Source organism: Sphaerisporangium album (genome assembly GCF_003323745.1).
Classification (GTDB): domain Bacteria; phylum Actinomycetota; class Actinomycetes; order Streptosporangiales; family Streptosporangiaceae; genus Sphaerisporangium; species Sphaerisporangium album.
Genome location: NZ_QOIL01000008.1, coordinates 51,144 through 77,362, shown reverse-complemented (window position 1 = coordinate 77,362; position 26,219 = coordinate 51,144). Strand labels below are relative to the sequence as shown.

Here is a 26,219-nt window from a genome sequence, read left to right as displayed (position 1 = left end):
GGCGGGATCATCGTCCTGATGCGATCCGACGCATCCTGACGCCATGGACCGGAGGTCACCGATGCAGGCGGAGCCGCGCATGTCGAGCTGGGCCACCGAGCGCTTCGGCGCGCGCGCGGCGGACGTGAGACGTCAGCTCGCCGCCTCCCTCAGGGAGGCCGCCGAGAACGCCCAGGACGCGCAGAAGTGGTCCAGGAGCGACAAGCGGTACGCGTACGGCTCGACGTTGATGGCGCGGCGTTACGAGGCGCTGGTGGCCGGGTTCAGGAACGAGCCGGGGTTCCAGGTCATCCGGCCCTACCGCTCGCCGCACCACCTCGTCGTCCTGGACGGCAACCTGTTCCTGCCCTTCCGCTACGCCGAGGACGACACGACCCCCATCTCCGAGGCGCGCATCAGCGACGGCCGCGTCTCCGCGCTCGCCCGCGAGCTGTTCACCCGCTACGGCCCCCGGACGATCTACACCCAGGAGGAGCTCGACCTCGGCGTCGACGAGCACGACGACGAGCTGGACGAGGTGCGTCCCCTGCTGGCGAGGCTGCCCGCCGACACGCGGCTGATCCCGGTCGCCTACGCCGCGAACGCGCAGGCCAGCCTGCTGCGGCTCTACTGGGGCGAGGCCGAGCTGGTCGACGACCTGGGGCACATCCACTGGCTCCACTGCGAGCCGATCCCGCTGCTCGCCGCGTCCTCGCCGTGGGTGCCGCAGACCGTCCCGCTCGACCGCCCGGACGCCGCGCCCGACACGGCGGCCCGCTTCGACGCCGCCGCCGAACCCGACCTCACCCTCACCCGCCGCCCGGCCGTGGAGCGCGAGAACCCCGCGCTGTTCCCCGTGCGCAGCGAGCCCCACGACGAACCGCGGACCGCCGACGCCGATGAGCGAGCGTAGCGATGGAGGCGGCCGGAATCCTGGCCAGGCCGGCGGCCAGGTCACTGGCCAGAACCCAGGCCGCCCTGGGGCCCGGCGGGGTGGCCGCGATCGTGGCCAGGTCCGCCTCTTCGACCCGACCGCCCCCGGACGAGGTGGACCCACGCCGCAGGCGGTCGCCGACGCCTTCGACCAGGCCCGCCTCACCCAGGCGCGGCGGCTCGCCGGGCTGACCAAGAAGGATCTCGCCGAGCGCATCGGCGTCACCCCGGCCGCGGTCGGGCAGTACGAGACCGGGGCCACCCACCCGCGCCCCGACCTCGTCCCCCGGCTCGCCGAGACCCTCGGCGTCCCCATGGCGTTCTTCCTGCCGGGCCGTCCGCACGCCAAGCTGGACGGGTCGATGGCGCATTTCCGCAGCCTGCGCTCCACCCGCGTCCACCAGCGGGTCAAGGCCGTCGCGTTCGTCGAGCAGGTGTGGGAGCTCACCCACGCCCTGGAGAGGCGCGTCCGACTGCCGCACGTCGACCTGCCGGGGTTCTCCGGCGGCGAGGTGCACTCGGGCGTCGAGCTGCCCCGCGACCCGGCCGCCGCCGCCCGCGAGCTGCGCCGCCACTGGGGCCTCGGCACCGGCCCGATCTCCCACCTGGTGCGCCACATGGAGGCCCACGGCATCGTCGTCGTCCTGCCCCCGCCGGACGAGGACGCGACCACGGTCGACGCGTTCTCGACGTCCCAGCTCCCCCGGCCGATCGTCGTGCTGACCGCCAACCGGTTCGACGACATCCACCGCTACCGCTTCACCGCCGCCCACGAGCTGGGACACCTCGTCCTGCACGGCGAGACGGCGGCGGGCGACGTCCAGCAGGAGCGCGAGGCCGACACCTTCGCCGCCGAGTTCCTCACCCCCCGCGACAGCATCCTCCCCGACCTCCCCCGCCGCCTGGACCTGCGCCGCCTGGCCGAGCTCAAGCACGTGTGGGGCGTCTCGGTCGACTCCCTGCTGTACCGCTGCCGCGAGGTCGGCCTCCTCTCCGACTCGGCGGCCGGCCGCGCCTACCAACGCCTGGCCGCCCTACGCGACCAGCCCGGCTTCGCCAACGAACCCATAACCGGCTACCCCGGCGAACACCCCGTCCTCCTGTCCCACGCCTTCGACCTCGCGGCATCCGAAACCGCCCTCACCCTGCCCGCCCTGGCCGCCCAACTGGCCTGGACGCTCCCCCGCGTCCGCCAACTCCTGGGCCTCCCGGACCACCGCCCCGAGCTGCGCATCGTCCCCTGACGTTCACTGCCGGGTCACCTGCCCGGGATGGCCGCACCTCCGTCGGCCGCGCAGGAACGCGTAGGAAAGGACGCATACACGGCAGATCGAATCGTGGGACGATCGCGGTGTGCCGCCGTGCAGTGGCGGCCGGTGATCGCGGCGACGGTATCGGAGTGGCCGAGGATGGCAGCGCAACCCCCATTAGGACCGTCGTCCACGCCGTGGGCGCGTCTCGCCGTGGCGCTCGCGGCGCTCGGCCCGCCCGCCCTCGTCGGCGCGGGGCTGTGGCCGGACGTCCGGACGCATCCGGTGCTGAGCGGGCTGGCGCTGCTCGGGTACTGGATCGTGCTGGCGGTCGTCGAGTTCCTGCGGCAGGTCGGCAAGGCCGTCCAGGACAAATGGGTGCAGCGCGTCGCGGACCTGGTCGACGCGACCGTGACGGACCGCCTGGCCCGCACCCGCAGGACGTACCTCAAGCAATTGGCGGCGAGCATCCGCTACATCGACGTGCGCGGCCTGACCACGATCGGCGAGTACGCCCTGGAACTGCGTCAGGTGTACGTGGACGTGAGCCTCGTCCCCCGCGCCGTCCACGAGACCCTTCGCGAACCGCTGGCCGGGACCTCCAAGGGCGAGCCCCCGCAGGAACCGCTCGCCGGGACCGTCGCGGCCGGGACCTCGCGGGAACCATCGGCCCGGACCGTCACGGCCGACCAGCGGCGCTCGTTGCGATCCTTCCTCGACGCCGACCGGACCGGCGTCTTCGCGGTCATCGGGGCGCCGGGCTCGGGCAAGACCACCCTGCTGCGGCGGACGACCCTCGACCTGTGCCGGCCCCGGCGCGGCGACCTGCCGATCCTCCTCTACCTGCGCGACCACATCCAGGCGATCCTCGACGATCCGGACGTCACGCTCGGCGCGATCGCGGCCGGGCAACCCTGGCTTAAGGGACGGATCCCGGCCACCTGGTTCGAGCGATCCCTGCAGAAGGGCCGCTGCCGGGTGATGCTGGACGGCCTGGACGAGGTCGCGAAGGAGGAGGACCGCAAGGCCGTCGTCCGGTGGATGTCCGGGCAGACCATCCGATACTCGGGCAACACCTTCGTGGTCACCTCCCGGCCGCACGGGTACCACGAGAACCCGCTGAACGACGCCACCGTCCTGCAGGTGCGGCGGTTCACCCCCGAGCAGATCTCGGCGTTCCTGCACGGCTGGTACCTCGCGATAGACCAGCGCAGCACCGGCGAGACCGGCCCCGAGACGCGGGCCCGCGCCCGGAACCATGCCGACGACCTGCTCGAACGCCTGCGCAAGAAGCCGGCCCTCTACGACCTCGCCGCCAACCCGCTGCTGCTGACGATGATCGCCAACGTCCACCGCTACCGGAGCGCGCTCCCCGGCAGCCGCGCCGGCCTGTACGGCGAGATGTGCGAGGTGCTCCTCCACCGGCGGCAGGACTCCAAGGGCCTGGCCGACCAGGGAACCGGCCTTCGTGGCGAGCAGAAGGAGCGCGTCGTCCGCGAACTTGCCCTGACCATGATGCTCCGGGGCGTGAAGGACATCTCCGTCGAGGGGGCACGCCAGGCCATCGGGCCCGCGCTGGCCCGCGTCTCCCCCGACGTCACCCCCGAGGCGTTCCTGGCGGAGACCGAGAAGAGCGGCCTGATCATCGAACGCGAGAGCGGCATCCTCGCCTTCGCGCACCTGACCTTGCAGGAGTACCTCGCCGCCACCGAGATCAAGCAGGAGAAGCACGCATCGTTGCTCGCCAAGCGCGTGGACGACCCTGCGTGGCGGGAGACGATCCTGCTGTGGTCGGCGACCGCCGACGCGAGCCCCGTGGTCGAATCCTGCCTGACCTCCGGCACCGTACGGGCCCTCGCCCTGGCCTTCGACTGCGCCGACGAGGCCCGCGAGCTGTCCCCCGACCTCCGGGACCGCCTGGAGTCCCTGCTGTCGTCCCCCACCTCCGAGAGTGCCGACGCGAAGGACCATTCCCGGCTGATCACCGCGATCAAGGTCAACCGCGCCCTCCGCGACGTGATCCGCATGCAGGAGGGCACCGCGCTCTGCGCCCACCCGGTCCCCACCGACCTCTACCGGCTCTTCGTCGAGGACGCGTACGCCATCAGCCCCCACCATCCCCCGGAGCACATGGCCACCGGCGGCTGGCCGAGCCCGGAGACCCCGATCACAGGGCTGTGGCCGAACGACGTGACGCGGTTCGTGGACTGGCTGAACTCCCTCTCGGCCGACGGGTCCACCTACCGCCTCCCGACCACCGCCGAGCTCTCCGATCCGGCGATCCGCGTGGTGGCGGACCTGACGCGTTCTCGCGCCTGGGCCGAGGACGGCGGCGACACCATACTGTTCGGCACGGAAGCCTCCCACGGTTCGTTCGCGTACGACGCGTCCGAGGAGGCCGCCATCCGGCGACTGACAGAGATGCCGCTGTTCGCCTACGAGCGGATCGGGCCGTTCCTGCTCACCGCCACCGTGCTCACCCTGCTCGGCACCGCGAAGGACCTGCGCACCATGCGCCTGTCCACCGTCGAGCACCAGTTCGCGGTACACCTGAGCCCGCTCCTCGCGTACTCGCTGCACGCCCACGACGTCGTTCGTCAGGTGATCATCGAGCGTGAGCTCGTCCATCTCAACGCCCGCACGGAATTCCAGGACATGGGTTTCGAGCTGAGATTGACCGCGATCCGTGCTCGTATGCTGAACGATGAGGCGAGCACCACCACAGACCCCGGTATCAAGAAGATCCGCCAGCTCGTGAAGCGCCTCCATATCGACCAGACGCGCCCGGCTGACGAGAGAATCAAGACGATAGACCGCACATTCGGTCATGTCCTGCGCGAGGTCGGCGGACTCGTGCACGAGAATTGTCCACTTCTCGCGCTCACCACCGACGGCACCGAGGGAAAGAGCCTCCACCGTGACTACCGGCGGCTCCTTCGCGCCGCGCACGAGCTGGCGGATCAGATAATGACCAAGGGTGAGTCACACCCCCTGCGCGCGGGCGACGGAGAAGGGCCGGGACACCGGCTGTTGCTGCTCGGGTCGGCGACGCTCTGCCTCACCTGGTGGCTCGGCACCTCCCCCGATCGTCACCCCGTCTGGCAGTGGGTGCCGAAGAACCTGGACGATCTGCCCACCACGGCCGTCCGCCGTTTCATGCCCGGGCACAACCCGATGGACACCGTGCCCGGCGACCTGCCCGGCCTTCTCCTTTCGGCATTGGTCGACGTGAGGGGCAAGCTGGAGAGCCGTCCCGGATTTGCGCTCGTCCCGATGTTGAACCAACTTGTGACGGACATCGTCGCCGTACTGCAGCCGATGGCCGACCGCCGCGCTCCGTACGACAAAGATCTGGTGCGGGCCGCGCGAATCGGCGCCCTGGCGGCCGCGCTCCTGGTCGCCCTCGGCGTCGCCGACACCGACCCCGTCGCGATCACGCCGTTCATGGAGGCGGTGCACGTCCTGGCGACCTTCGAGTGCCGCGCCTCCGGGTCGATCACTCCCCGGGACGTCCTTCTCCTGGTCCGCGGCTGAGCGTCCGGCGGCCCGTCGAACGCGATGCCCAGGGATGTCGCGGACGGCGGGCCGGGCCCTGGCCTCCCGGCCTGCTGCATCTCGCCACTCCCACGACCCCTGGGTCCCGGGGGGACCGTCACAGGAAGAACGCGAGAGTGCGCTCCGCCAGAACCGGGGCGGTTTTCCGTTCCGTTGGCCCGAAATGGTTGAGGCCCTCCAGGGTTTCGAGTGTGGCGTCGGGCAGGGTGTCGCGCAGGGCGCCGAACCCCGCTGTCATCTCGCGCGCTGTGCGGCTCCCGCAGAGGATCAGCACCGGCGCGGTGACGGCCGAGAACTCGGAGAGCCGGCCGTGCTGGGCCGCGAGCTGCTCGTGCTCGGCCAGGTTGGCCTCCAGAAGGGGCCTCATCCGCTGCCATTTCTTTCCGCGGAAACCGACACGCAACACTGCGCGGAGATACCAGTGCGGCATCTTGGCGACAACGGGCGGCGCGCCGCCCGAGCCACGGATGAAGTGAACGAACGCCCCGTACGGGTCCCCTGCGGCCAGCCGTTCCCGGTACGGAGTCATCCAGCCGGTGGGGACGGGAGCGCAGGGCACTCCGGGCTCGTAGACCGCGATGCGATCGAAGGGCCGCGACGAGCGCGCCGCCTCAAGGACGACGAGCGCGCCGTAGCTGTGCCCGAACGCCAGGCGCGCCCCGGTGTCCGCCTGGACGGCGAGGAGATCCTCCACATCCTTCCCCAGAGCGTAGTGGGGGCCCAGAGGACCACTGGCGCCACGTCCCCGCCGGTCCACCACGTGCACGGTGAAGGAACCGGCCAAGACGGAGGCCAGCGTCAGATAGTCGTCCGACGTTTGCAGGGCGCCGCCGACCACGATGAGGCCTGGCCCGGAACCCATCGACTGGTAACCGATCGCCGTGCCGTCGGCCGAGGTGACCGTGCGCCGACGCACGGTTGGGGTCGGTACGGTGCGGTTCACCTGCCCGCCTCCCTTTCCATCCGGTCGAACGTCTCCAGCAGTCGCGCGGTGTACTCGGCGTACTCGGCGTACGGCACGCCACTCGCTGCGACGAGCGCGGCCAGCCGGTCTTCGAAGTCCTGCCGGACCGAAGCCACCAGTTGCTTTCCTTCGTCCGTCAGGCTCAGCTGCCGACGGTTTCCCCCACCCGGGTCGGGCCGGACGTCGAGAAGCCCGTCCGCGGCGAGGACGCCCGTCATGCGGCTCACCGACGGTTCGGTCACGCCGAGGTAGTCGGCAAGCACCCGTTGTGTCGTGGCTCCCAGCTCCCCCACCAAGGTCAGTGCCAGGAAGCGGCTGTAGGACACGTCGCGTTCCGCCCGCAGGAGGCGGTCGGCCGCCCGATCGAGGCGAGCGGTGAGCACGTGCAGGTTCAAGCTCAGGTCACGTTCCATACCCGCTAACTTAGCTTGCTAAGTTAGCAAAGGCAAGTTACTGCCGTGATCGGTTCCCTCCCCACTCCATCCGCCTATGACGCTTGGGGCGCACGGCCGAGCGCCATCAGGCCGCCGCCGCGTTCCTGGCCAGGTTCGCCACCCGATCGGGTTCGCCCTCGCCACAGGTGGGCGTGGTTGACGAGCCAAGCCATGGGACAACGGCCTGAGTGGGGGTTGATTCTGGTTTGGGGGGGTGGAATGGCTTGTATTCGGTTATGTCGGGTGATTTGGTGGGGCGAGTTGTGGGGGTGGCGGTGGTTTGGGGGTTTTGCGGGGCGGGAGTTAGGGATGTTGAGTTAGCCTCGATCACACGACCGCGTTAGCCTTGCTACGACAACCGCGGGAGCCTGGCGTACCGGGCTGAGAGTGTGGCTGCTGCGGCCGCTGACCGCTCGAACCTGACCGGGTCATGCCGGCGTAGGGAGCTTGTTCTTATGGAGACATCCGAGTCCACTGCTTCGCTGGGGCCGTCCAGTCCGTTCAGCGAGGAACTGTGGGAGGCCATCGGTCCCACATACACGGCCATACTCGACCACCCGTTCATCACGGGCCTGGTCGACGGCACGCTGCCGCACGACGCCTTCCGCCACTTCGTCGTGCAGGACTCGCACTACCTGCGCGACTACGCGCGGGCGCTCGCGCTGTGCGCGGCCAAGTCGCCCACCGAGGACGATGTGCGCGCCTTCGCCCGCGATGCGGTGAACGCGGTCGCGGCCGAGCAGGAGATGCATTCGGAGTTCATGTACCAGCTCGGCGGCTCGGCCGAGGAGGCCGAGAAGCTGCCCGTCGCGCCGACCACCCGCGCGTACACGAGCTACCTGCTGGCCACGGTGTACGGCGGCTCGTTCCTGGACGGCCTGGCGGCCGTGCTTCCCTGTTACTGGATCTACGCCCGCGTCGGCGAGGCGCTGCTCGCGAAGTCGTCGCCCGACCCGCTGTACGCCCAGTGGATCGCCGCCTACGGCGACCCCGCGTTCCAGAAGGTGGTGCGCCGGGTGGTCAACCTGACCGACCGTACGGGCGCGGACTCGACGCCCCGGCAGCGCGCCGTCGCGCTCGCGCACTTCGTCACGACGGCCCGCTATGAGTGGATGTTCTGGGACGCCTCGTGGCGCCAGGAGTCCTGGCCCGTCTGAGGCGGCGCCGGCCGGTACGGGGCTGATGCCAGTACAGGCCGACCTCGACCGGCTCGGGGGGCCGGTCAGTCTGTCGGACGGTTCAGAGCCGCGGCCGGACGGGTCAGAGCCAGCTGTTGCGGCGGAAGCCCCGGTAGAGCAGTGAGCAGACGACCAGCATGAAGCCGAGGACGACCGGATATCCCCACATGGCGGACAGCTCGGGCATGTGGTCGAAGTTCATGCCGTAGATGCCGGCGATCATCGTGGGGACCGAGATGATGGCGACCCACGCCGAGATCTTGCGCATGTCCTCGTTCGCCAGGGCGTTGGACCGCGCGAGCGCGGCCTGGAGGATCGAGTTGCACAGCTCGTTGGAGGACTCGACCTGCTCGCAGACCCGCGAGAGGTGGTCGACGACGTCACGGAAGTACTCGCGCATCTCGGAGGGGATCATGCGGCGGGTGGGCAGCGCGTTGAACGGCGTCTGCAGCGGCGTCACCGCGCGCTTCATCTCGATCATCTCGCGCTTGAGCTGGTAGATGCGGGTGATGTCGCGGGAGCTGACGTCGGCGAAGACTGCGGCCTCGACCTCTTCCAGCTCGGCCTGCATGAGGTCCGACACCGAGAGGTACTTGTCCACGACGTGGTCTGCGATGGCGTGCAGCACGCTGGAGGGGCCGCGCGCGAGCAGCTTCGGCTTGTCCTCCAGGCGCTTGCGCACGTCGGCCAGGGGGCAGTGCTCGCCGTGGCGGACGGTCACCACGAAGTCGGAGCCGACGAACACCATGATCTCGCCGGTAGCGATGATCTGGTGGGAGTCGGCGGGCTCGTCGTGGTCGAGGTAGGCGACGGTCTTGAGCACCACGAACAGCGAGTCGCCGTAGCGCTCGACCTTGGGACGCTGGTGGGCCTTGACGGCGTCCTCGACGGCGAGGGGGTGCAGGCCGAAGACCTCGGCCAGCCAGCCGACCTCGGGCGCCTCGGGCTCGTGCAGGCCGACCCAGACGTAGGCGCCGCCGGTCTCGGAGGCGGCGTTGTGCTCCCGCACCAGGGTGACGGCCTCCGGGATGCCGGGGACGTCGACCCGCTTGCCGCCGATGTAGGCGCCGAACTCCACGACGGAGTCACTAGGGGGCACGCACCGGCCGTTGAGCTCACGCCGGGACCCCTTGGCGCCGGACGAGGCGCCGAGGCGGACGTGGGTGGGGCGCTGGTGCAGGTTGATCCGCTGGAACAGGGTGGACGAGCGCATGGCGGTCCCTTCCCGCCCGACCTGGTGAAACCATGCGCGAAATAAATAAGGGCGGCAAACGCCGCCAACAAGAAATCAGCGCGTGGCTCTCAGTCGGACACCGAGTTGGAGTGGTCGGGTTTGCGCACGACGTACGTGCGCGAGCACGTACTGCTGGGATCACCAGAAGTCATCCCGATTCCACCTCCAATCGCCGAGAGACGGCCCTGAGCCGCCCTAACTTACCACAGGCGGGCGCCGCACCCCTAGCTTACATCGCCCTTACAGATTGGATCATGAATATCGCCACAAAGGCCGCCGCCCATTGCGTGACCCGCGGGCGTCGCGCGACCCCCGGACCCCCCGTACGCGCGTTGTCCACAGGCGACGCGGGCGCGGTCCGGCGACCCCGGAGCGGACCCGTAGACTCCCCACGTGCGCGTTCTTGTGATTGGATCCGGCGGCCGCGAGCACGCCCTGTGCCGTGCCCTCGGGCTCGACCCCTCCGTGTCGGAGCTGCACTGCGCCCCCGGCAACGCCGGCATCGCCGCGGTGGCCACCGTACATCCGGTGGTGCCCACCGACCCGCGGGCGGTCGTGTCGCTGGCCACGCGCCTCGGCGCCGAGCTCGTCGTGGTCGGCCCGGAGGCGCCGCTGGTGGCGGGCGTCGCCGACGCCGTGCGCGCGGCGGGCATCGCCTGCTTCGGCCCGTCCAAGGAGGCCGCCCGCATCGAGGGCTCCAAGGCGTTCGCCAAGGACGTGATGACGGCGGCGGGCGTGCCGACGGCGGGCGCGCGCGTGTGCGTCACCCGGCAGGAGGCCGAGGCCGCGCTGGACGCCTTCGGCGCGCCGTACGTCGTGAAGGACGACGGGCTGGCGGCGGGCAAGGGCGTCGTGGTGACGTCCGACCGCGACGAGGCGCTCGCGCACGCGGCGGCGTGTGAGCGTGTGGTCATCGAGGAGTACCTCGACGGCCCCGAGGTGTCGCTGTTCGCGCTGTGTGACGGCGCCACGGCCGTGCCGCTCCAGCCCGCGCAGGACTTCAAGCGCGCCTACGACGGCGACGAGGGCCCGAACACCGGCGGCATGGGCGCCTACACCCCGCTGCCGTGGGCGCCCGAGTGGCTGACCGGGCGCGTCATGGACGAGGTCGTGCTGCCCACCGTCCGCGAGCTCGCCCGGCGCGGCACTCCGTACTCGGGGGTGCTGTACGCGGGGCTGGCGCTGACGTCCGCGGGGCCGCGGGTCATCGAGTTCAACGCGCGCTTCGGCGACCCGGAGACGCAGGTCGTGCTCGACCGCCTGGAGACCCCGCTCGCGGGCCTGCTGCACGCCTGCGCGACCGGCACGCTGGCGGACGAGCCCGCGCCGAGGTACCGCGACGGCGCGGCCGTGACGGTCGTGGTGGCCGCCGAGAACTACCCCGCGGATCCGGTGAAGGGCGACCGCGTCGAGGGCCTGGAGACCCCGGTGAAGGACGCGTACGTCATCCACGCGGGCACGGCGTTCGACGCCGAGGGCCGGGTCGTCTCGGCGGGCGGCCGGGTGCTCAGCGTGGTCGGCACGGGGCCGGACATCGCCGCCGCGCGCGCCGCCGCGTACACGCTCGTGGACCGCATCCGGCTTCGCGGCTCCCACCACCGCTCCGACATCGCCGCGCGCGCCTAGAACGGCTCCTGGACGCGCTCAGGACGCTCTGGAACACACCTACCGCCCGGCACGCGCCAGGGGTCGCACGCGCGCGCCTGGAAAGGCCGGCAGGTGACTTCCGCGTCACGATGAGAGCGGTGCGGTGGCGCGGACGCCCGCCACGGGCGATGATCCGGAAAGGGGCGAATCCGGAAGGAGCGCGCGTATGACTGCCGAGCCGGCGGTGCGGGAGAACGAGACGCCGGAGGTTCCCGGCGACCGTGAGGCGCTGCGCTGGCCGGGCGTGTGGCGGGTGGCCATCGCCTCGCGCGCCGAGGAGGTGCAGGCCGACGCCGACCGCTGTCTCGCGGCCCGGCCGGGCGACCCGGCCATGGCCGCGCTGCACGCCTCGATCATGCGCCAGCTCGGCATCGCCCGCGAGTACATCCGGGAGCGCCAGGGCTGGCGGCGCTGGCTGACCGGTCAGGCCATCGAGGGGGCGTGGGCGAACCTGTACGGCGCGACCATCATGCTGTTCGGCATGCTCCCGGAGCGGGAGCTGAACCCGAGGGCGCCCGAGGTGCTCGCCGTCGGCCGCGCGTACCTGCCGGCGGACGACGCGCGCATCACCCAGCTCGCGGCACGCCTCGCCGCGGGCGACATCGCCGAGACCGACCGCTCGCTGCTGCAGTCGGTGCTGCGCGCGGCGTACGCGACCGCGGCGATCGAGAGCGGCCGGGTGCGCAGCTTCCGCAACATGCTGCTCGGCGGCGTGGCGGCGCTGACGGTCATCGTGGCCGGGCTGGTCGCCGTCGGCGCGGTGTGGCCGTCGGCGGTCCCGATGTGCGGGAACCGCACCCTGCTCGCCACCCTCGGCGTGGGCGGCAGCCAGGTGTGCCCGAGCGGCAACGGCGCGCCGTCCCACGGGGACGTGCCGCTGGTCGCGCTCGTCGGCATGCTGGGCGCCGCGCTGGCCACGGCCGCGAGCCTGTCCACGCGTTCGGAGCTGTCCACGCGTTACTCGCTCGCCGTCGCGCAGAACCTGCTGAAGGCTCCGGCGGGCGTCGCCACCGCGATCGCGGGCCTGCTCATCCTCAACTCCGGGTTCGTGCCGGGATTCTCCGGGCTGAGCTCCCAGACGTCGATCCTGGTGTGGGCCGTGGTGTTCGGCTACGCGCAGCAGGTCGTCACGCGTATCGTCGACCAGCGCGCGAACACGCTGCTCAGCGCCGCTTCCCCGGACTCCCCGGCGGGCGCCGCGGTCCGGCCGGCACGGTGAGCGACGCCCGGTTCCGCGGGCGGCGCAGTGAGGGGAAACGGGCCGGGCCGGCATCCGCAAACGGCTAATGTGGGCGGATAACTTCGCCGCCGTCGGGCAGTTCAGGCGCGTATCTCCACCGATTCCATGATTTCAAGGAGCCACATCATATGGTTCGTTACCGCGTGCGCGGTGGCAACGCCCTGCGCGGAACCGCCTTCATCCAGGGAGCCAAGAACGCCGTGCTCCCGATGATCGGTGCGGCTCTGCTCGCCTCCGAAGGCCGCACAGTCCTGCGCAATGTGCCGATCATCGAAGACGTCCGGCGCGCCGTCGAGCTGGCGGAGGCCGTGGGCGCGAAGGTGGAGCTCCACGAGGCGGAGCGCACGCTGGTCATCGACGCCTCGCGTCTGACCAGCCCCGTGCTGCCCGCCGAGATCGCCCGGCGGTTCCGCGGGTCCGTCCTGTTCGTCCCGGCGCTGCTGCACCGCCTCGGCGAGGCGCTCATCGAGGGCGTCGGCGGCTGCAACCTCGGCAGCCGGAACCTGGACTTCCACTACCTCGGGTACAAGCGGCTCGGCGCGATGGTGGACGAGGGCGAGAGCGTCATCCACGTCAAGGCGGCCGGGCTGACCGGCGCGCCGCTGTACCTCGACACGCCCTCGCACACGGGCACCGAGAACCTCATCATGGCGGCGGCCCTGGCCAAGGGAACGACGATCATCGAGAACGCCGCGCTGGAGCCGGAGGTCCTCGACGTCATCGACATGCTGACCAAGATGGGCGCGCGCATCGGCGGCGGCGGCACCGGCTTCATCACCGTCGAGGGGGTGGACGAGCTCACGGCGGTCGAGCACCGGGTCATGCCGGACCGGCTGGACGCCGGGGTGTTCGCGATGGCGGCGGCCATCACGGGCGGCGAGGTGAACCTCGTCGGCGCGTCGCTGGAGCACCTGGGCGTCGTGCGCTGGAAGCTGGAGCAGATGGGCGTCGAGTTCGCGACCGACGGCGCGGTGCTCCACGTGCGGCGCGACCGTCCGCTGCGGCCGATCAACGTGATCACCGACACCTACCCCGGCTTCGCGACCGACCTGCAGTCGCCCATCATGACGGTGGCCTCGCTGGCCGACGGCGCGAGCTACATCCACGAGCGAATCTTCGACGGGCGGTTCGCGCTCGCGGGCGAGCTCAACAAGATGGGGGCGCGCATCGAGATCGACGGAAGCCGGGCGGTCGTCCACGGCCCCACGGCACTGACCGGAACAGATGTGACCGCGCACGATCTGCGTTCCGGAATCGCGCTCGTGCTCGCCGGTCTCGCGGCGTCCGGCGAGACCGTCGTCTCCCCTGGATATCTCATCGACCGGGGCCACCACGACCTCGCGGCGCGTATGAAGGCCCTGGGTGGAGATGTGGTAAGAGAAATTTCCTCTAGCTCGTGACTGAGCCCGTAAACCGCCTCTGACCTGTTCTTATGACCATCTCATCCATACCTTGTCGGCATGGCTGGGTCGCATTCCGGCAAATCCGGGCGTGACATTAGTGCCTTGGCGAGCGATCGTTCCAAAGAGGACTAGACCGGATGGGAGAAGAACCCGCGCCGGGAACGCCCTGGATCGCCTGATGGCGGCCCGCCCGGCGGCCCCCGCGCGGCGGAATCGACCAGTGGATTGGAGGTCGCCATGCCGAACGCGAACGGGACCGGAACGTCGGTTCACGCCACCGTGCGGCGGGGTGGCCTCGAGCAGAGGTATGGCGGGATGGGACGAACATTGGTCGAGAGGGCCGAAGAAACTCCTCGGGGGTCGCGCGTGGGCGCGTCGGCCCCGGACCTCACGATCGGGGTGGTGGGACCCCACGATCTGGTCGAGCGAGTGATGTTGATGGGTCATGCGGCGGCACCGGTTCCCAGCCGGCTCGTCGCCGCGGCGTACCGAGACGAACAGGAGGCCGCGGACAAGGTGGTCCGGCTCGGGCCGGGGGTGGACGCGTGCTTGTTCGCGAGCCCGGTGCCGTACGAGCTGGCGAGGCGTTCGGGGGTCCTGACGATCCCCGCGACGTACGTGCAACTGGGCGGCCCGGCGCTCACGGCGGCGCTCGCGCGGGCGGCGCTGGACGAACGCATCGACCCGCGCAGGATAAGCGTCGACCTGCTCAGCCGGTCGGACGTCGAGGAGGCGTACGCCGACCTCGGCCTGCCGACGGCGGGCGTGCAGACCCGGGAGGAGCCCGGGGCGACGGGAACGGTCGCGGCCTACCACGAGCGCCTGATCAGGCAGGGGAGCACCACTGGGGCGCTCACGTGCCTGCCCGCGGTGGCCGACCGGCTGACGGCGGCGGGCGTGCCGACGGTACGCGTGCGGCCGACCTCGGCGGCGATCCGCTCGGCGCTGCACACCGCGGCGCTGCTCGGCGCGCACCACAGGCTGGAGGAATCCCAGCTCACGGTCGTGCTGATCGAGGTGCCGACGTTACGCGAGCCCGTACGGCGGGCCGCACCCAGGTACTGGCGTGACGAGCTGAGGCTCTCCCTGCACCGGCTTCTGGTGCAGGAGGCCAACAGGATGAACGCCGCCGTATGGGCAATCGACGATCACAGCTACCTGGTCACGGCGACGCGCGGCTCCATGGCCGCCGCCACCGACGGCTTCCGCATTCTGCCCTTCGCCGCGCGCATCCGCGACGAGCTCGGCCTGGCGGTCGAGGTGGGCGTGGGCATGGGCCGTACCACCCACGACGCGGAGACCCACGCGAGGGCCGCCCTGGCCCGTACACAGGCGGGGAAGCAGCCTCAGGGCTTCGCGGTGGACAGGGAGGGCCGCACGCTGGTGCCCGCTCCCCGGATGCCTCCTCAGGCACCCGGCCAGGGCAGGCCGAAGGGCGTGGAGGTGCTCGCACGGCTGGCCGCCAAGCTTGAGGGCGGCGACACGATCGTGGACGCGGAGAGCGCCGGGCGCATGCTCGGAGTGACTCCCCGCACGGCCCGGCGACTGCTGCGCACGCTGGTTGACGAGGGACTCGCGTGGCCGCTACCGCCGAATCGAACACCGCAGCCGGGGCGTCCGCGCCAGCTCTACCGGCTCATCGTGGAGAAGCTGGGTCCGCGGTAGCGTTTCGAACGGGTGACCCGTGTGGGGCGGGTAACCCGTGCCTATAACCTCGCTCCGCTCGGCGGTTCGGGGCCGTGTCTATGGCCGAGCCTCCGGCTCGGCGGGTTCGGGGCGCCTTGGAGTCGGCGTTCTTCCGCTGTTGCGGGCAAGGGGTCGTTCCTCACCCTTGCCCGCAACAGCTTCGGAAACACCGCCGCGCCCCGAACTCTGTTCATGGCCGCGCCTTGGGCACGGCGGGTCGGGCCGGTCTCGGGGTGATGATCTTTCGTCGCGCGCCGACCGGGCAGTGACGGCCCGCTGCGGGCAATTTCGGTCTGTGGTTCGAACGTGTGGACGGTATTGGTCGCTGACCTGCCATGGGGGGCCGGGCGGTGCCGGATGGGCGGGATATCCACAGCCTGTGGACAACTCGTACCGTGACGGACGTCCGCCGCCGACCCGGCCCAGATGCGGAAATGTGATGTCGGGGCGCCTTCTTCGGGCCGGTTATCCACACCGTGTGGACAAACCTGTGGTAGTAGCGACAACCCTCGAATCTCATAGTCCGAAACCCGCGCGAAACAGTACAGACCCGACCGATATTGTCATGAGCCATGGGGCAGAACACTCGTGACATGAGAGTCTGGGCCGCTCTGGCGATCGTCTACGTCGTCTGGGGTTCGACCTATCTCGGCATCCGGATCACCATCGAGACCATTCCCCCGATGCTCAGCGGCGGCGTCCGCTTCCTCGTGGCCGCACTCGTGCTCGCCTCCGTCCTGACGCTCCGCCGGGGACGCGCGGTGTTCCGCATGACCCGCGCGGAGTTCCTCGGCGCCTGCGTCGTGGGCGTCCTCCTCCTCACGGCGGGCAATGGCATGGTGTCGCTCGCCGAGCAGTACATCTCCTCGGGCCTGGCCGCGCTTCTGGTGGCCTCCGTGCCGCTGTGGCTGGTCGTCTTCCGCGTGCTGGCCCGCGACCGCCCGCAGGCACTCACGGTGGCCGGTGTGCTCGTCGGCTTCTGCGGCGTGGCCGGGCTCTCGCTGACCGGCGGCGGGGACGGCAGCGTCGCCGGCGTCGTGATCATCCTCTGCGGCGCGCTGGCGTGGTCGGTCGGCTCGTTCCTGTCCGGCCGCGTCCGCATGCCCAGGGACCCGTTCGCGGCCAGCGCGGTCGAGATGACCGCCGGCGGCCTCGCGATGCTCGTCATCGGCCCCCTGCTGGGCGAGCGCCCGCACGTGGAGGCGATCAGCACGGGCTCGCTGGTCGCGCTGGTCTACCTGATCCTCGTCGGCTCGCTGGTCGGCTTCACCTCGTACGTGTGGCTGCTCGGCAACGCGCCGATCTCGCTGGCGTCGACCTACGCCTACGTCAACCCGGTCGTGGCCGTCCTGCTGGGCGTGATCGTGCTGGGCGAGGACGTGACGGCACAGATGGTCGCCGCCGGGGTCGTGATCGTCCTCGGCGTGGCCCTGGTGGTCTCGACCGAACGCCGCGGCCGGCGCGCCGTGCGCGACGCGCCGGCGGGCGAGGCGGAGCTCAGCCCTTCCTGAACCGCTCGGCGGCGGCGAGGAAGGCGTCGTTGGCCTCGGGCGACCCGATGGACACGCGGCAGCCCTCTCCGAGCGGGCGGACGGCCACGCCGTCGACCGCGCAGTGCTCGGCGAACTCGGCCGTGCGCTCGCCGAGGCGCAGCCACACGAAGTTGGCCTCGGTGGGCGGCACCGGCCAGCCCTGGCCGAGCAGCGCCTCGCGGACCCGCGTGCGCTCCTTGACGACCGTCTCGACCCGTTCGAGCAGCTCGTCCTCGGCGGCCAGGGAGGCGACCGCGGCGGCCTGGGCGATGCTGTTGACCGCGAACGGCACCATCGTCTTGCGCACCGCCGAGGCGATCGGCTCCTGCGCGATCAGGTAGCCCACCCGCAGCCCCGCCAGGCCGTACGCCTTGGAGAAGGTGCGCAGGACGGCGACGTTCGGCCGGTCGGCGTACAGGCCGAGCCCGTCGGGGACGTCGGCGTCGCGAACGTACTCGCGGTAGGCCTCGTCCAGCACGACCAGCACGTCCTCGGGCACCCTGTCCAGGAACTCGACGAGCTCGGCCGCGCGGTTGACCGTGCCGGTCGGGTTGTTCGGGTTGCACACGAAGATCATGCGCGTGCGCGGGGTGATCGCTTCGGCGAACGCCTTCAGGTCGTGGGTCTCGTCGGCCAGCGGCACCCGGACGGAGGTCACGCCCGCGAGGTCGGCGAGCAGCGGGTACGCCTCGAAAGAGCGCCAGGCGTAGATCACCTCGGCCTCGGGGTCGCTCACCGTCTCGAACAGCTGCTGGGCGACCGTGACGGACCCGGCCCCGAGCGCGACGTGCTCCCGCGGCACGCCGAACCGCCCGGCCAGGGCCTCGGTCAGCCGCGCGCACGCCGGGTCGGGGTAACGGTGGACCTCGCGCGCGGCGGCGGCGATGGCCTCGACCACGGAGGGCAGCGGGTCGTACGGGGACTCGTTGGACGACAGCTTGAACGACCGGCCGTCGGCGGACACCACGGCCTTCCCCGCCCGGTAGGCGGGCAAGTCATCAAGAATCGGGCGGAAACGCGGCATGGCATTACCCTACGACGCGCCGGGAACCGGACGTCGACCGAGACACGCGGACGGCCCCACCGACGCCCCGACCGCCCGGTCCGGACCGGCCCCCGGACACCCCGGCGGCCCGGACCTTACCTGACCGTCCCCCCCGGACGCCCCGGCCCGCCTGGACCGGACCGGCCCTGGACGCCGGCCCGGGTGGACCGAACGGCTCCCGGGCGCCCTAGCCCGCCAGGCGCAGCATCGGCGGGTGCAGCAGCTCGGCGGGCCCCCGGCGGTAAAGCATCGCGGGCCGGCCGCCGTCCCGCGTCGTCGTACGCCCCGTGGGCAGCAGGAACCCGTCCGCCTTGGTGACCTTGCGGTGGAAGTTGCGCGGGTCCAGGGAGCGCCCCCACACGATCTCGTACACCCGGCGCAGGTCGGCCACCGTGAACTCCTCCGGGCAGAACGCCGCGCCCAGCGAGGTGTACTCCAGCTTGGCCCCGGCGCGCTCGATGCCGTCGAGCATGATGCGGCGGTGGTCGAAGGCCATGGTGTCCAGCGAGGACACCGGCTGCCAGCTCATGTGCGCCTCGGTCGGCGCGGGCAGGTCGGGAGCGAGCCCCAGGTAGGCGACGCTGACGACGCGCTGACGGGGGTCGCGGTCGGGGTAGCCGTAGGTGCGGAGCTGTTCGAGGTGGACGGGCGCCCCGGGCAGCCCGGCGCGCTCGGCGAGCACGCGGGCGGCGGCGGCCGGCAGGTCCTCCTCCAACTGGATGAACCCGCCCGACAGCGCCCAGCACCCTTGGTACGGAGGGCGATCGCGCCGCCACACGAGCGCGCTGAGCTGCTGGCCGCGCACGGTGAGGACGACGAGATCCACGCTGACGGGTATGCGCGGGACCATGGCACGCACGTTACACCGAGACGGCCGGTCCACAGGCCGTCACGTGCCGCGGTTGAGGTAGATCGGGGCGTTGCCGCGCCGCCCGTCCTCGGAGGTCACGTCGACGCGGATCCACGCGCCGGAGGGGACCGCCTCCCAGTCGACCGGCACCCACAGCCGTTGCACGCTGGCGGGTAGGCCGGGAATGGGCGTGGTGTCCGACCAGCCGACCGCGGCGGAGTCCACGCTGCGCGGCTCGTCGGCGCCGGGCCAGCTCAGCGTGACCGTGCCGCGGGCGAGGTTGTAGCCGCGCACCTCGATGCCGTTCTGGATGCCCCGCGACCCCGGAACGGCCTGGATCGGGATCGGCCGGTCCCAGTCCTGCGCCACCTGCTCGGCCAGCGTCGGCGACCCGCAGGTGAAGAAGCTGCTCCACTTGTACGAGATGATCTTCGACACGTACGGGCCCGCGAAGGCGACCGCCGCGTCCAGGCGCTCCTTGTCCGTGACGCCCCGCTTGCCCCCCGCCTCGCAGGCGCCGTCGCCTGCGGGCTCGAACGCCTCGACGTTGGCCCAGAGCTGGACGTCCTGCCCCTCGGTGCGCAGCTCGGCCAGCGCCTCCGCCATCGCGCGGTAGTAGTCCCGCGTGGAGCCGTAGTACGCGTCCCCGTACGAGACGTTGCCGACGACCGGTCTGAGGCGCTCGTCCACGGGCTGGGCCCTGCCGCCGGGCCAGAACAGGCCCACCTTGCCGGTGCCCCGGCTGTCCTGCGGGGCGACGATGCCGACGCCCGTGCGCGCCAGCGCCTTGAAGCCCTGTTTGACCTGCTCCGGGGTCGAGGTGAAGTTCTTGCCCTTGCGCGCGTCGAGGTACGGGCTGACGAGGATCTGCTTGCCGGGCAGCTCCTGCTGGACGATGTCGTGCTGCTCGGCGTACACCCGCAGGGTCGGCACCTTGGACGGGTCGGGCCAGTCCCTGAGCTGGAGCTCGAAGGGCTGGTAGACCCCGCCGAGCGAGTCGCGGTTCTGGAAGCGGTCGCCGTAGTCCTGGAGGATGCGGCGGGTCAGGGTGGTGAGCGTCCCGATGTGCCGGGGGTCGGCGCGGGTGGTCTCCAGGCGGTCGCGCGGGGCCACGGGCAGCGCCGGGTAGACCTTCATCGCGAAGCGGTCGGCGAGGTCCAGGATCTCGGTCAGGCTGTCCTGCGCGGCCCCCTCGACGAGGATCAGGTGGTAGCCGCGCCCCTTGGTGCTGAAGTCGCACGTCGGGTCGTCGGAGCCGTCGTCGGGGGCGATGACGCGGTAGTACACGTCCTTGCCGATCGTGATCGTGTGCTCCATCTGCGGGCAGCGGAACAGCCCGGGGCCGAACGCCTCGTCGGTCCGGTAGACGTAGGTCCAGGTGATGCGGTTGCCGGGGTTGGCGGCCTTGAGCGCGGACTCGGCGGCCTGCACGCACGTCATGCCGTTCTCCACGCAGGGCGCGTAGCGCGGGTCGGGCGCGGAACCGGCGGCGTCCAGCACGCGGCCGTCCTGGTCCACGGCGCGCGGCTGAAGCCCGAAGCCCAGACGCACGACGGTGTCGCCGCCGACGCGGTGGATGGCCTGGAGCTGGCTGCGCCAGGTGCAGTGGTCGGAGGTGGGGACCAGCCAGTAACCGGTGACGGCGTACGGGGTCGGGGTCGTGGTGTCGAACGTGCCGCAGGGGTCACTGAACACGCTGGTCGACGGGGTCGGGCTCGTCGCCTCGGGCGTGCCGGGCGTCGTCGCGGCGGTCCGTGAACCGGTTCGCGGGCCGTCCAGGTCGGAGTCGGGGAGGACGAGGACCAGTGCCGCGACGACCGTCAGCAGAACCGCTCCCAGGAGCATGAGGAGGCCGCGCACCTTCAGGACATTACCGTTTCTTTAATGTGGCCCTGATAAAAGATCGTCACCGTGACGGGGTCACGCCTGCCCAGGATTCGAGCTGGTTGACGAACCTGCGGGCCGAGTTCGGCCAGTGGTGGTTGGCGCGGGCGGCGGCGTACCCGCGGGCGCCCGCGGCCCGGCGCGCGGCCGGGTCGTTGCGCAGGTGCAGCACCGCCCGTACGACCGCCTGCGGGTCGCGCCAGGGCACGACCACCCCGCTCTGGTAACGCTCCACCAGCTCGACGGCCCGCGGGGACGGCGTGGTGATCACGGGGATGCCGTGCGCCATGTACTCGACGATCTTCGTCGGCATGGAGTGGCGGTAGTTGGGCTCGTCGTGCAGCAGGGAAAGACCGGCCAGCGCGCCGTCGAGCCGCTTCAGCGCCTCGTCGTTGGGCATGAAGTCACGCCACTCCAGCACGCCCTCGGCCACGGCCTGGTTCAGGATCGGCCGGCTCTGCGGGTCGGCGTACCCGATGAGCTCGACGGCGACGCGGTGCTCCTGGAGCATCCGCCCCACCTCGACCGCCTCGCGGACGCCCCGCGCCTCCGACAGCCAGCCGAGATAGACGACGCGGTCGTCCGACGGCTCGCTGACGTGGTCGGGCACCCACGTCTCGTTCGGCACCACCAGGTGGGCCTGGCGGAAGCGCCCCGCGTAGGCGGTCTCGGCCAGCAGCAGGTGCAGATGACGCTCGGCGGTCCCCTCCAGCAGCCGGGCGAGGAAGCGCACCGGGGGGCGCAGGAACGACGGCAGCCACGGCTTCAGCGACAACGTGGCGGGGGTGTCCTCGTGGACGTCCCACACCACCGGCGGGCGGCGGCGCACGCCCGCGACCGCCAGCATCAGCTCGGGGTCGTGGATGAGCACCAGGTCCACCTGCCGGCGCAGGCTCTTGAACAGCTTGCGCGCGGCCCGCACGGCCGTCAGCCGCTTGCGCTCGGCCGCCCGCGGCAGATCAACCCCCGTCACCCACGACCGCGGCATGACGCCGCGCGCCGTGTAGGGGGCCGCGTACGTGACTTCATGACCGGCGTCCACGAGCGCCCGGATCTGCCTATGCAGAATGCGGGCGTCCTCCGGATGGTGGACCACCGTCATGACAAGCACGTGCACGCGTCGACCCTCCGCTCGTCAGAGCCGCTCGACGCGATCGCCCTCGGAGAGGACGCCCCGGGTGTCGAGAAGTAGCAGCGCTCGTTTCTCCACCATTTCCAGGTCGAACGCGGAGTGCTGCTGCAGGAGCACGGTCACGTCCGCGCTCGCCACCGCCTCCGCCAGATCGTCCACGCGCGGCACCTCGGTACCGTCGACCGTCCACCGCTTCACGTGGGGGTCGGCGAAGACCAGCTCGGCGCCGAGCTCGCGGAACACCCGGGCGATGGGGACGGCCGGGGTCTCGCGCTCGTCGGCGATGTCCGGCTTGTACGTCACGCCCAGCAGCAGGACCGTGGAGCCGTTCACCGCCTTCCTGGCACGATTCAGCAGGCGCGTGACACGGGCCACGACGTACTGCGGCATGCGCTCGTTGATCTCCTGCGCCAGCTCGACGAACCGGAACGGGTAGCCCAGCTTGCGCACGGCGTGCGAGAGGTAGGACGGGTCGACCGGGATGCAGTGCCCGCCGACGCCCGGTCCCGGCAGGAACTTCTGGAAGCCGAACGGCTTGGTGGCCGCCGCCTCGATGGACTCCCAGAGGTTCACGCCCAGCTCGTCGCAGAAGATCGCCATCTCGTTGACGAGGGCGATGTTGACGTGCCGGTAGGTGTTCTCCAGCAGCTTGGCCATCTCGGCCTCGCGGGTGCCGCTCACCGTCACGACCTGCTCGATGAACCGCGCGTAGAACGCGGAGGCGCGATCGCGGCACTCGGGGGTGTACCCGCCGACGACCTTCGGCGTGTTGCGCAGGCCGTACTTGGCGTTGCCCGGGTCGATGCGCTCCGGCGAGAAGGCGAGGTGGAAGTCCACCCCGGCGGTCAGCCCGGAGGCGTCCTCCAGGATGGGACGGACGACCTCGTCGGTGGTGCCGGGGTAGGTGGTCGACTCCAGCACGACCAGCGTGCCCCGCTGGAGGTAACGGCCCACGGACTCGACAGCGCCGCGCACGGCCGACAGGTCCGGCCGGTGGTCCTCGTCCAGGGGGGTCGGGACGCAGATCACGATGGTGTCGCTGGCCGCGAGCACCGCCTGGTCCAGCGTGGCCGTGAAGCCGGCCGCCAGCATGGAGTCCAGGTCGTGGTCGCTCAGGTCATCGATGTAGGAGTGACCGGCGGTCAGGGCGTCGACCTTGCGCTGGTCGACGTCCAGGCCGACGACGCGCAGGCCGGCTGCCGAGGCCTCCTTGGCCAACGGCATCCCGACGTATCCCAGGCCGATGACCGCGAGATCGTATCCGCTCACGACGCACCCTGAGGAAGTCCGAAACAACGCTGCATGGTGGCAAAGGCTATCTCAACTCTGCGCAGATCACGTCTAATGCCATTGAACGCGTAAGGAAGCACTGCTATCCGGGTCTTCATGGTGAGAAGGTCACCGGGCCAGCGACGCGTAAAGGCCTCGGTACATCTCCGCGACCCGGCCCCACGTCCGCTTGGCGGCGACCTCCGCGCGGCCCGCCTCGCCCATCTCGGCGCGGCGCGCGGGGTCGTCCCGCAGCCCGGCCAGGGCCTTGGCGAGCTGGGACGGATCGCCGGGCGCGACCAGCATGCCCGCGCCGTCCGACCCGACCAGCTCCGAGAGCGCCGGCAGGTCGCTGAGCACGACCGGCTTGCCGAGGGCCATGGCCTCCACCGGCTTCAGCGGGGTCACCAGCCGCGTCACGCGCAGGTCGTCGCGGGGGCAGACGAAGATGTCGATGGCCGCCTGCGCCTGGAGCGCCTCCTCCGGGCCGACCCGGCCGGGCAGGATCGCCAGGTCGCCGAGGCCGAGCTTCTCGACCTGCGCGAGCAGCGCGGGCCGCTCGGCGCCGTCGCCGACGATGAGCACGCGCACCGGGGTGCCGGCCTCGCGCAGCAGCGCGGCGGCCGACAGGAGCGTCGCGAAGCCCTCGTATCCGACGATGCTGGACACCGATCCGGCGACGACCTCGCCCGGCTTGATGCCGTACGCGGCGCGGAACGCCTCGCCGTCGTAGTCGGCGGTGAGAAGCGTGTCGTCCACGGCGTTCGGGGCCAGGAAGATCCGCTCCCGGGGGACGCCGCGCTCGACGATCTCGGCCGCCATCGTCTCGGCGAGCGTCACCACCGCGTCGGCCGAGCGCATGAGGTGCGCCTCGCGGTCGCGCTGGAGCAGGTGGCGCTCGCTGCCGATCCTCGCCGCGTCGCGCGAGGCCCAGGTCTCCTCCAGGAACCCGCGCACCTCGTACACGAACGGCGTGCCGGTGCGCTCGCGCGCGGCCAGCGCCACCGAGCCGTTGCGGTGGTCGGTCGCGGCGTGCAGCACCTGCGGGCGCAGCGTCCTGACCAGTTCGGTCACCTCGCCGGCGCCGCGGATCATGCGGCCGCGGCTCTCGAACGGCACCTCGCCGCTCGGCAGCAGCCGGTGGTAGGGGACGCCGTCGATCTCCTCGTACGGCTCGGCGTCGGCGTGGCCCTGGAGCATGGGCCAGCCCCAGCTCGTCACGACGTGCGGGTCGAGCCCGGCGGCGCGCTGCGCGGTGACGATGCGGTGGGTGCGGACGGTGTATCCGGCCTGGGTGTAGGGCAGCGCGTTGGTGACGCAGTGCAGCACCCGGCCCTCGACGCGCTCGCCGACGATCACCTTGGACTTCGGCGGGATCGGGTTGGGGCCGATCGCGCCCTTCTCGCCCTCGTAGTAGGCGATCCTGCGGCGGATGAACGGCCAGCGGGCGTGCGGTCCAAGGACCTCGATCGCCTTGGTCATCCGCCCGCGCTCGAACTCGACCTTGGCCGCCTCCAGCGGACCGTCCGCCATGCGGCGGGCGATCTTGCGGGCCGTGACCTTGACGACGCGCGCCACCGGCCAGGCGACCCGCCCGACGGCGGGACGAAGGCGGGGCGGCATCGCGTCCGCCGCGGCCTGCGCCACACGCATAGGGTCGGATTTGACCCTGGTGACGAGAACGCGGGAGACGATCACCGGATGCTGGACGAAGCCCTTGAGGAACCCGCTCAGACCGGCACGAGCCGACTTCGGGGACACCTTCTCAGGCCGGCTGGCCTCGGAAACCACGCCGTGACCGTACCATAGGCAACGCTTAGCCCACCTGAGGCTTAGTTGACCGGTATCCGGCTGAAAGGCGAGGTCAATGAGGGAAAATCCCCTCGTTCTGCATGTGCTGGGCGCTCGTCCCAACTTCGTGAAAGCGGCCCCCGTCGTGCGCGGCCTCGCCGACCTCGGCATCCGGCAGGCGATCGTCCACACCGGGCAGCACTACGACGCCCTGATGTCGGACGTCTTCTTCGCCGACCTCGGGCTGCCCGAGCCGATCGCCAACCTCGCCGTCGGCTCCGGGAGCCACGCGCGCCAGACGGCGTCCCTGCTCACCGGCCTGGAGGAGGTCGTCGAGCGGCACGTGCCCGACCTGGTCGTGGTGTACGGCGACGTGAACTCCACGCTGGCGGCGATCCTGGTGTGCGCGAAGCTGCACGTCCCGACGGCGCACGTCGAGGCGGGCCTGCGGTCCTTCGACCGCGAGATGCCGGAGGAGGTCAACCGGGTCGTAACCGACGCGCTCGCCGACATCCTGCTGGTGACCAGCCCGGACGGGCTGTCCCACCTGGCGAACGAGGGCGTGCCCGCGAGCAAGGTGCACCTCGTCGGAAACCCGATGATCGACAGCCTGTTCTCGGCGCTGCCCAAGCTCGACCCCGAGCCGGTGAAGGCGCGGCTCGGCCTGCCCGAGCGCTACGCGGTCGCCACGCTGCACCGCCCGGCCAACGTCGACGACCCCGAGTCGGCGCGCGAGCTGGTCGAGGCCGTGCTCGCGGTCGGCGAGCAGGTGCCGATCGTCGTGCCGCTGCATCCGCGCGGGCGCACGCGCCTGGCCGAGGCGGGCCTGGTGACCGGCGACAACCTCTCGATCATCGACCCGCTCGGCTATGTCGACTTCCTGTCGCTCGTGCGCGGCGCGGCGCTCGTCGTGACCGACTCCGGCGGCGTGCAGGAGGAGACGACCATGCTGGGCGTCCCGTGCCTGACCGTCCGGGCGAACACCGAGCGGCCGATCACGATCACGCACGGCACCAACCGCCTGGTCACCCCGGCCACGCTGCCCGCCGAGGCGTCCAAGGCGCTGGCCGACGGCGCGGCCACCCCGAGCGGGGAGCTGCCGCCGCTGTGGGACGGGGCCGCGGGGCCGCGGATCGCGCGGGTCATCGAGGCGTGGCTGCGCGGCGACAACCTCGCGCCCGCGTCCCAGGGCGTTCCGCCTGCCACGTCCTGA

19 protein-coding genes and 1 riboswitch are annotated in these 26,219 nt (G+C 71.3%); of the genes, 10 read left to right on the top strand and 9 right to left on the bottom strand.

Features of this window, described 5'->3' with window-relative positions:
- The first annotated feature begins 43 nt into the window (after positions 1-43).
- The 3 genes from DQ384_RS15790 (at position 44) to DQ384_RS15780 (ending at position 5,696) form a co-directional block, all read left to right on the top strand.
- Positions 44-892, top strand: a complete 849-nt coding sequence (locus DQ384_RS15790) for a hypothetical protein (RefSeq protein WP_147268792.1) — start codon at positions 44-46, stop codon at positions 890-892.
- Entirely contained in the window at positions 879-2,156 is a 1,278-nt protein-coding gene (locus tag DQ384_RS15785) for a helix-turn-helix domain-containing protein (protein ID WP_114029579.1), read from the top strand. Before DQ384_RS15790 ends, DQ384_RS15785 begins: the two co-directional genes overlap by 14 nt.
- A 165-nt stretch (positions 2,157-2,321) precedes the next feature.
- The gene (locus DQ384_RS15780) at positions 2,322-5,696 is read left to right on the top strand and encodes an NACHT domain-containing protein (protein WP_181871237.1); all 3,375 of its coding nucleotides are present in this window, start codon (positions 2,322-2,324) and stop codon (positions 5,694-5,696) included.
- A 118-nt stretch (positions 5,697-5,814) separates the two neighbouring features.
- Here DQ384_RS15780 and DQ384_RS15775 read toward each other — a convergent pair whose 3' ends face one another.
- On the bottom strand, positions 5,815-6,660 hold the full coding sequence (locus tag DQ384_RS15775; protein WP_114029577.1) for an alpha/beta fold hydrolase: 846 nt from the start codon (positions 6,658-6,660) through the stop codon (positions 5,815-5,817).
- Positions 6,657-7,094 carry a MarR family winged helix-turn-helix transcriptional regulator gene (locus DQ384_RS15770; RefSeq protein WP_114029576.1) on the bottom strand — a complete coding sequence of 146 codons (438 nt, stop codon included), beginning with the start codon at positions 7,092-7,094 and terminating at the stop codon, positions 6,657-6,659. Before DQ384_RS15770 ends, DQ384_RS15775 begins: the two co-directional genes overlap by 4 nt.
- Before the next feature lie 371 nt (positions 7,095-7,465).
- Positions 7,466-7,577, top strand: a riboswitch (TPP riboswitch).
- Between DQ384_RS15770 and tenA the strand changes: the two genes are divergently transcribed.
- Positions 7,571-8,272 (top strand): thiaminase II, encoded by a 702-nt coding sequence (tenA, locus tag DQ384_RS15765; RefSeq protein ID WP_114029575.1) that lies wholly within the window; start codon positions 7,571-7,573, stop codon positions 8,270-8,272. It overlaps the preceding riboswitch by 7 nt.
- A 103-nt stretch (positions 8,273-8,375) precedes the next feature.
- On the opposite strand, the gene corA is transcribed toward tenA, so the two are convergent.
- Entirely contained in the window at positions 8,376-9,506 is a 1,131-nt protein-coding gene (corA, locus tag DQ384_RS15760; protein ID WP_114029574.1) for a magnesium/cobalt transporter CorA, read from the bottom strand.
- 414 nt (positions 9,507-9,920) lie between these two features.
- Here corA and purD point away from each other — a divergent pair, with 414 nt between their 5' ends.
- The 5 genes from purD to DQ384_RS15735 all read left to right on the top strand — a co-directional run bounded on the left by purD (position 9,921) and on the right by DQ384_RS15735 (position 17,014).
- Entirely contained in the window at positions 9,921-11,153 is a 1,233-nt protein-coding gene (gene purD / locus DQ384_RS15755) for a phosphoribosylamine--glycine ligase (RefSeq protein ID WP_114029573.1), read from the top strand.
- Between the two features lie 187 nt (positions 11,154-11,340).
- Complete coding sequence (locus tag DQ384_RS15750) at positions 11,341-12,393, top strand: hypothetical protein (protein WP_114029572.1); 1,053 nt, start codon at positions 11,341-11,343, stop codon at positions 12,391-12,393.
- Positions 12,394-12,542: 149 nt separating this feature from the next.
- Positions 12,543-13,814, top strand: coding sequence for a UDP-N-acetylglucosamine 1-carboxyvinyltransferase (gene murA / locus DQ384_RS15745; RefSeq protein WP_114029571.1), 1,272 nt, complete (start codon positions 12,543-12,545; stop codon positions 13,812-13,814).
- Between the two features lie 420 nt (positions 13,815-14,234).
- Complete coding sequence (locus DQ384_RS15740; RefSeq protein WP_181871251.1) at positions 14,235-15,482, top strand: transcriptional regulator; 1,248 nt, start codon at positions 14,235-14,237, stop codon at positions 15,480-15,482.
- Between the two features lie 614 nt (positions 15,483-16,096).
- Positions 16,097-17,014 (top strand): EamA family transporter, encoded by a 918-nt coding sequence (locus DQ384_RS15735; protein ID WP_245966510.1) that lies wholly within the window; start codon positions 16,097-16,099, stop codon positions 17,012-17,014.
- Here the strand turns inward: DQ384_RS15735 and hisC are convergent.
- The 6 genes from hisC to DQ384_RS15705 form a co-directional block, all read right to left on the bottom strand.
- Positions 17,001-18,059: a histidinol-phosphate transaminase gene (gene hisC, locus DQ384_RS15730; protein WP_181871236.1), complete on the bottom strand. Its 1,059-nt coding sequence runs from the start codon at positions 18,057-18,059 to the stop codon at positions 17,001-17,003. The genes DQ384_RS15735 and hisC overlap by 14 nt on opposite strands.
- A 208-nt stretch (positions 18,060-18,267) precedes the next feature.
- Positions 18,268-18,930 (bottom strand): NUDIX hydrolase, encoded by a 663-nt coding sequence (locus DQ384_RS15725; RefSeq protein WP_114029569.1) that lies wholly within the window; start codon positions 18,928-18,930, stop codon positions 18,268-18,270.
- A gap of 39 nt (positions 18,931-18,969) precedes the next feature.
- Positions 18,970-20,790 carry a DUF4434 domain-containing protein gene (locus DQ384_RS15720; RefSeq protein WP_114029568.1) on the bottom strand — a complete coding sequence of 607 codons (1,821 nt, stop codon included), beginning with the start codon at positions 20,788-20,790 and terminating at the stop codon, positions 18,970-18,972.
- Between the two features lie 46 nt (positions 20,791-20,836).
- Complete coding sequence (locus DQ384_RS15715; protein ID WP_181871235.1) at positions 20,837-21,931, bottom strand: glycosyltransferase; 1,095 nt, start codon at positions 21,929-21,931, stop codon at positions 20,837-20,839.
- Between the two features lie 18 nt (positions 21,932-21,949).
- A complete protein-coding gene (locus DQ384_RS15710; protein ID WP_114029566.1) occupies positions 21,950-23,215 on the bottom strand; it encodes a nucleotide sugar dehydrogenase in 1,266 nt (421 codons plus the stop codon).
- Between the two features lie 129 nt (positions 23,216-23,344).
- Complete coding sequence (locus tag DQ384_RS15705; protein ID WP_114029565.1) at positions 23,345-25,006, bottom strand: glycosyltransferase family 4 protein; 1,662 nt, start codon at positions 25,004-25,006, stop codon at positions 23,345-23,347.
- A 76-nt stretch (positions 25,007-25,082) separates the two neighbouring features.
- Between DQ384_RS15705 and wecB the strand changes: the two genes are divergently transcribed.
- Positions 25,083-26,219 (top strand): non-hydrolyzing UDP-N-acetylglucosamine 2-epimerase, encoded by a 1,137-nt coding sequence (gene wecB / locus DQ384_RS15700; RefSeq protein WP_114029564.1) that lies wholly within the window; start codon positions 25,083-25,085, stop codon positions 26,217-26,219.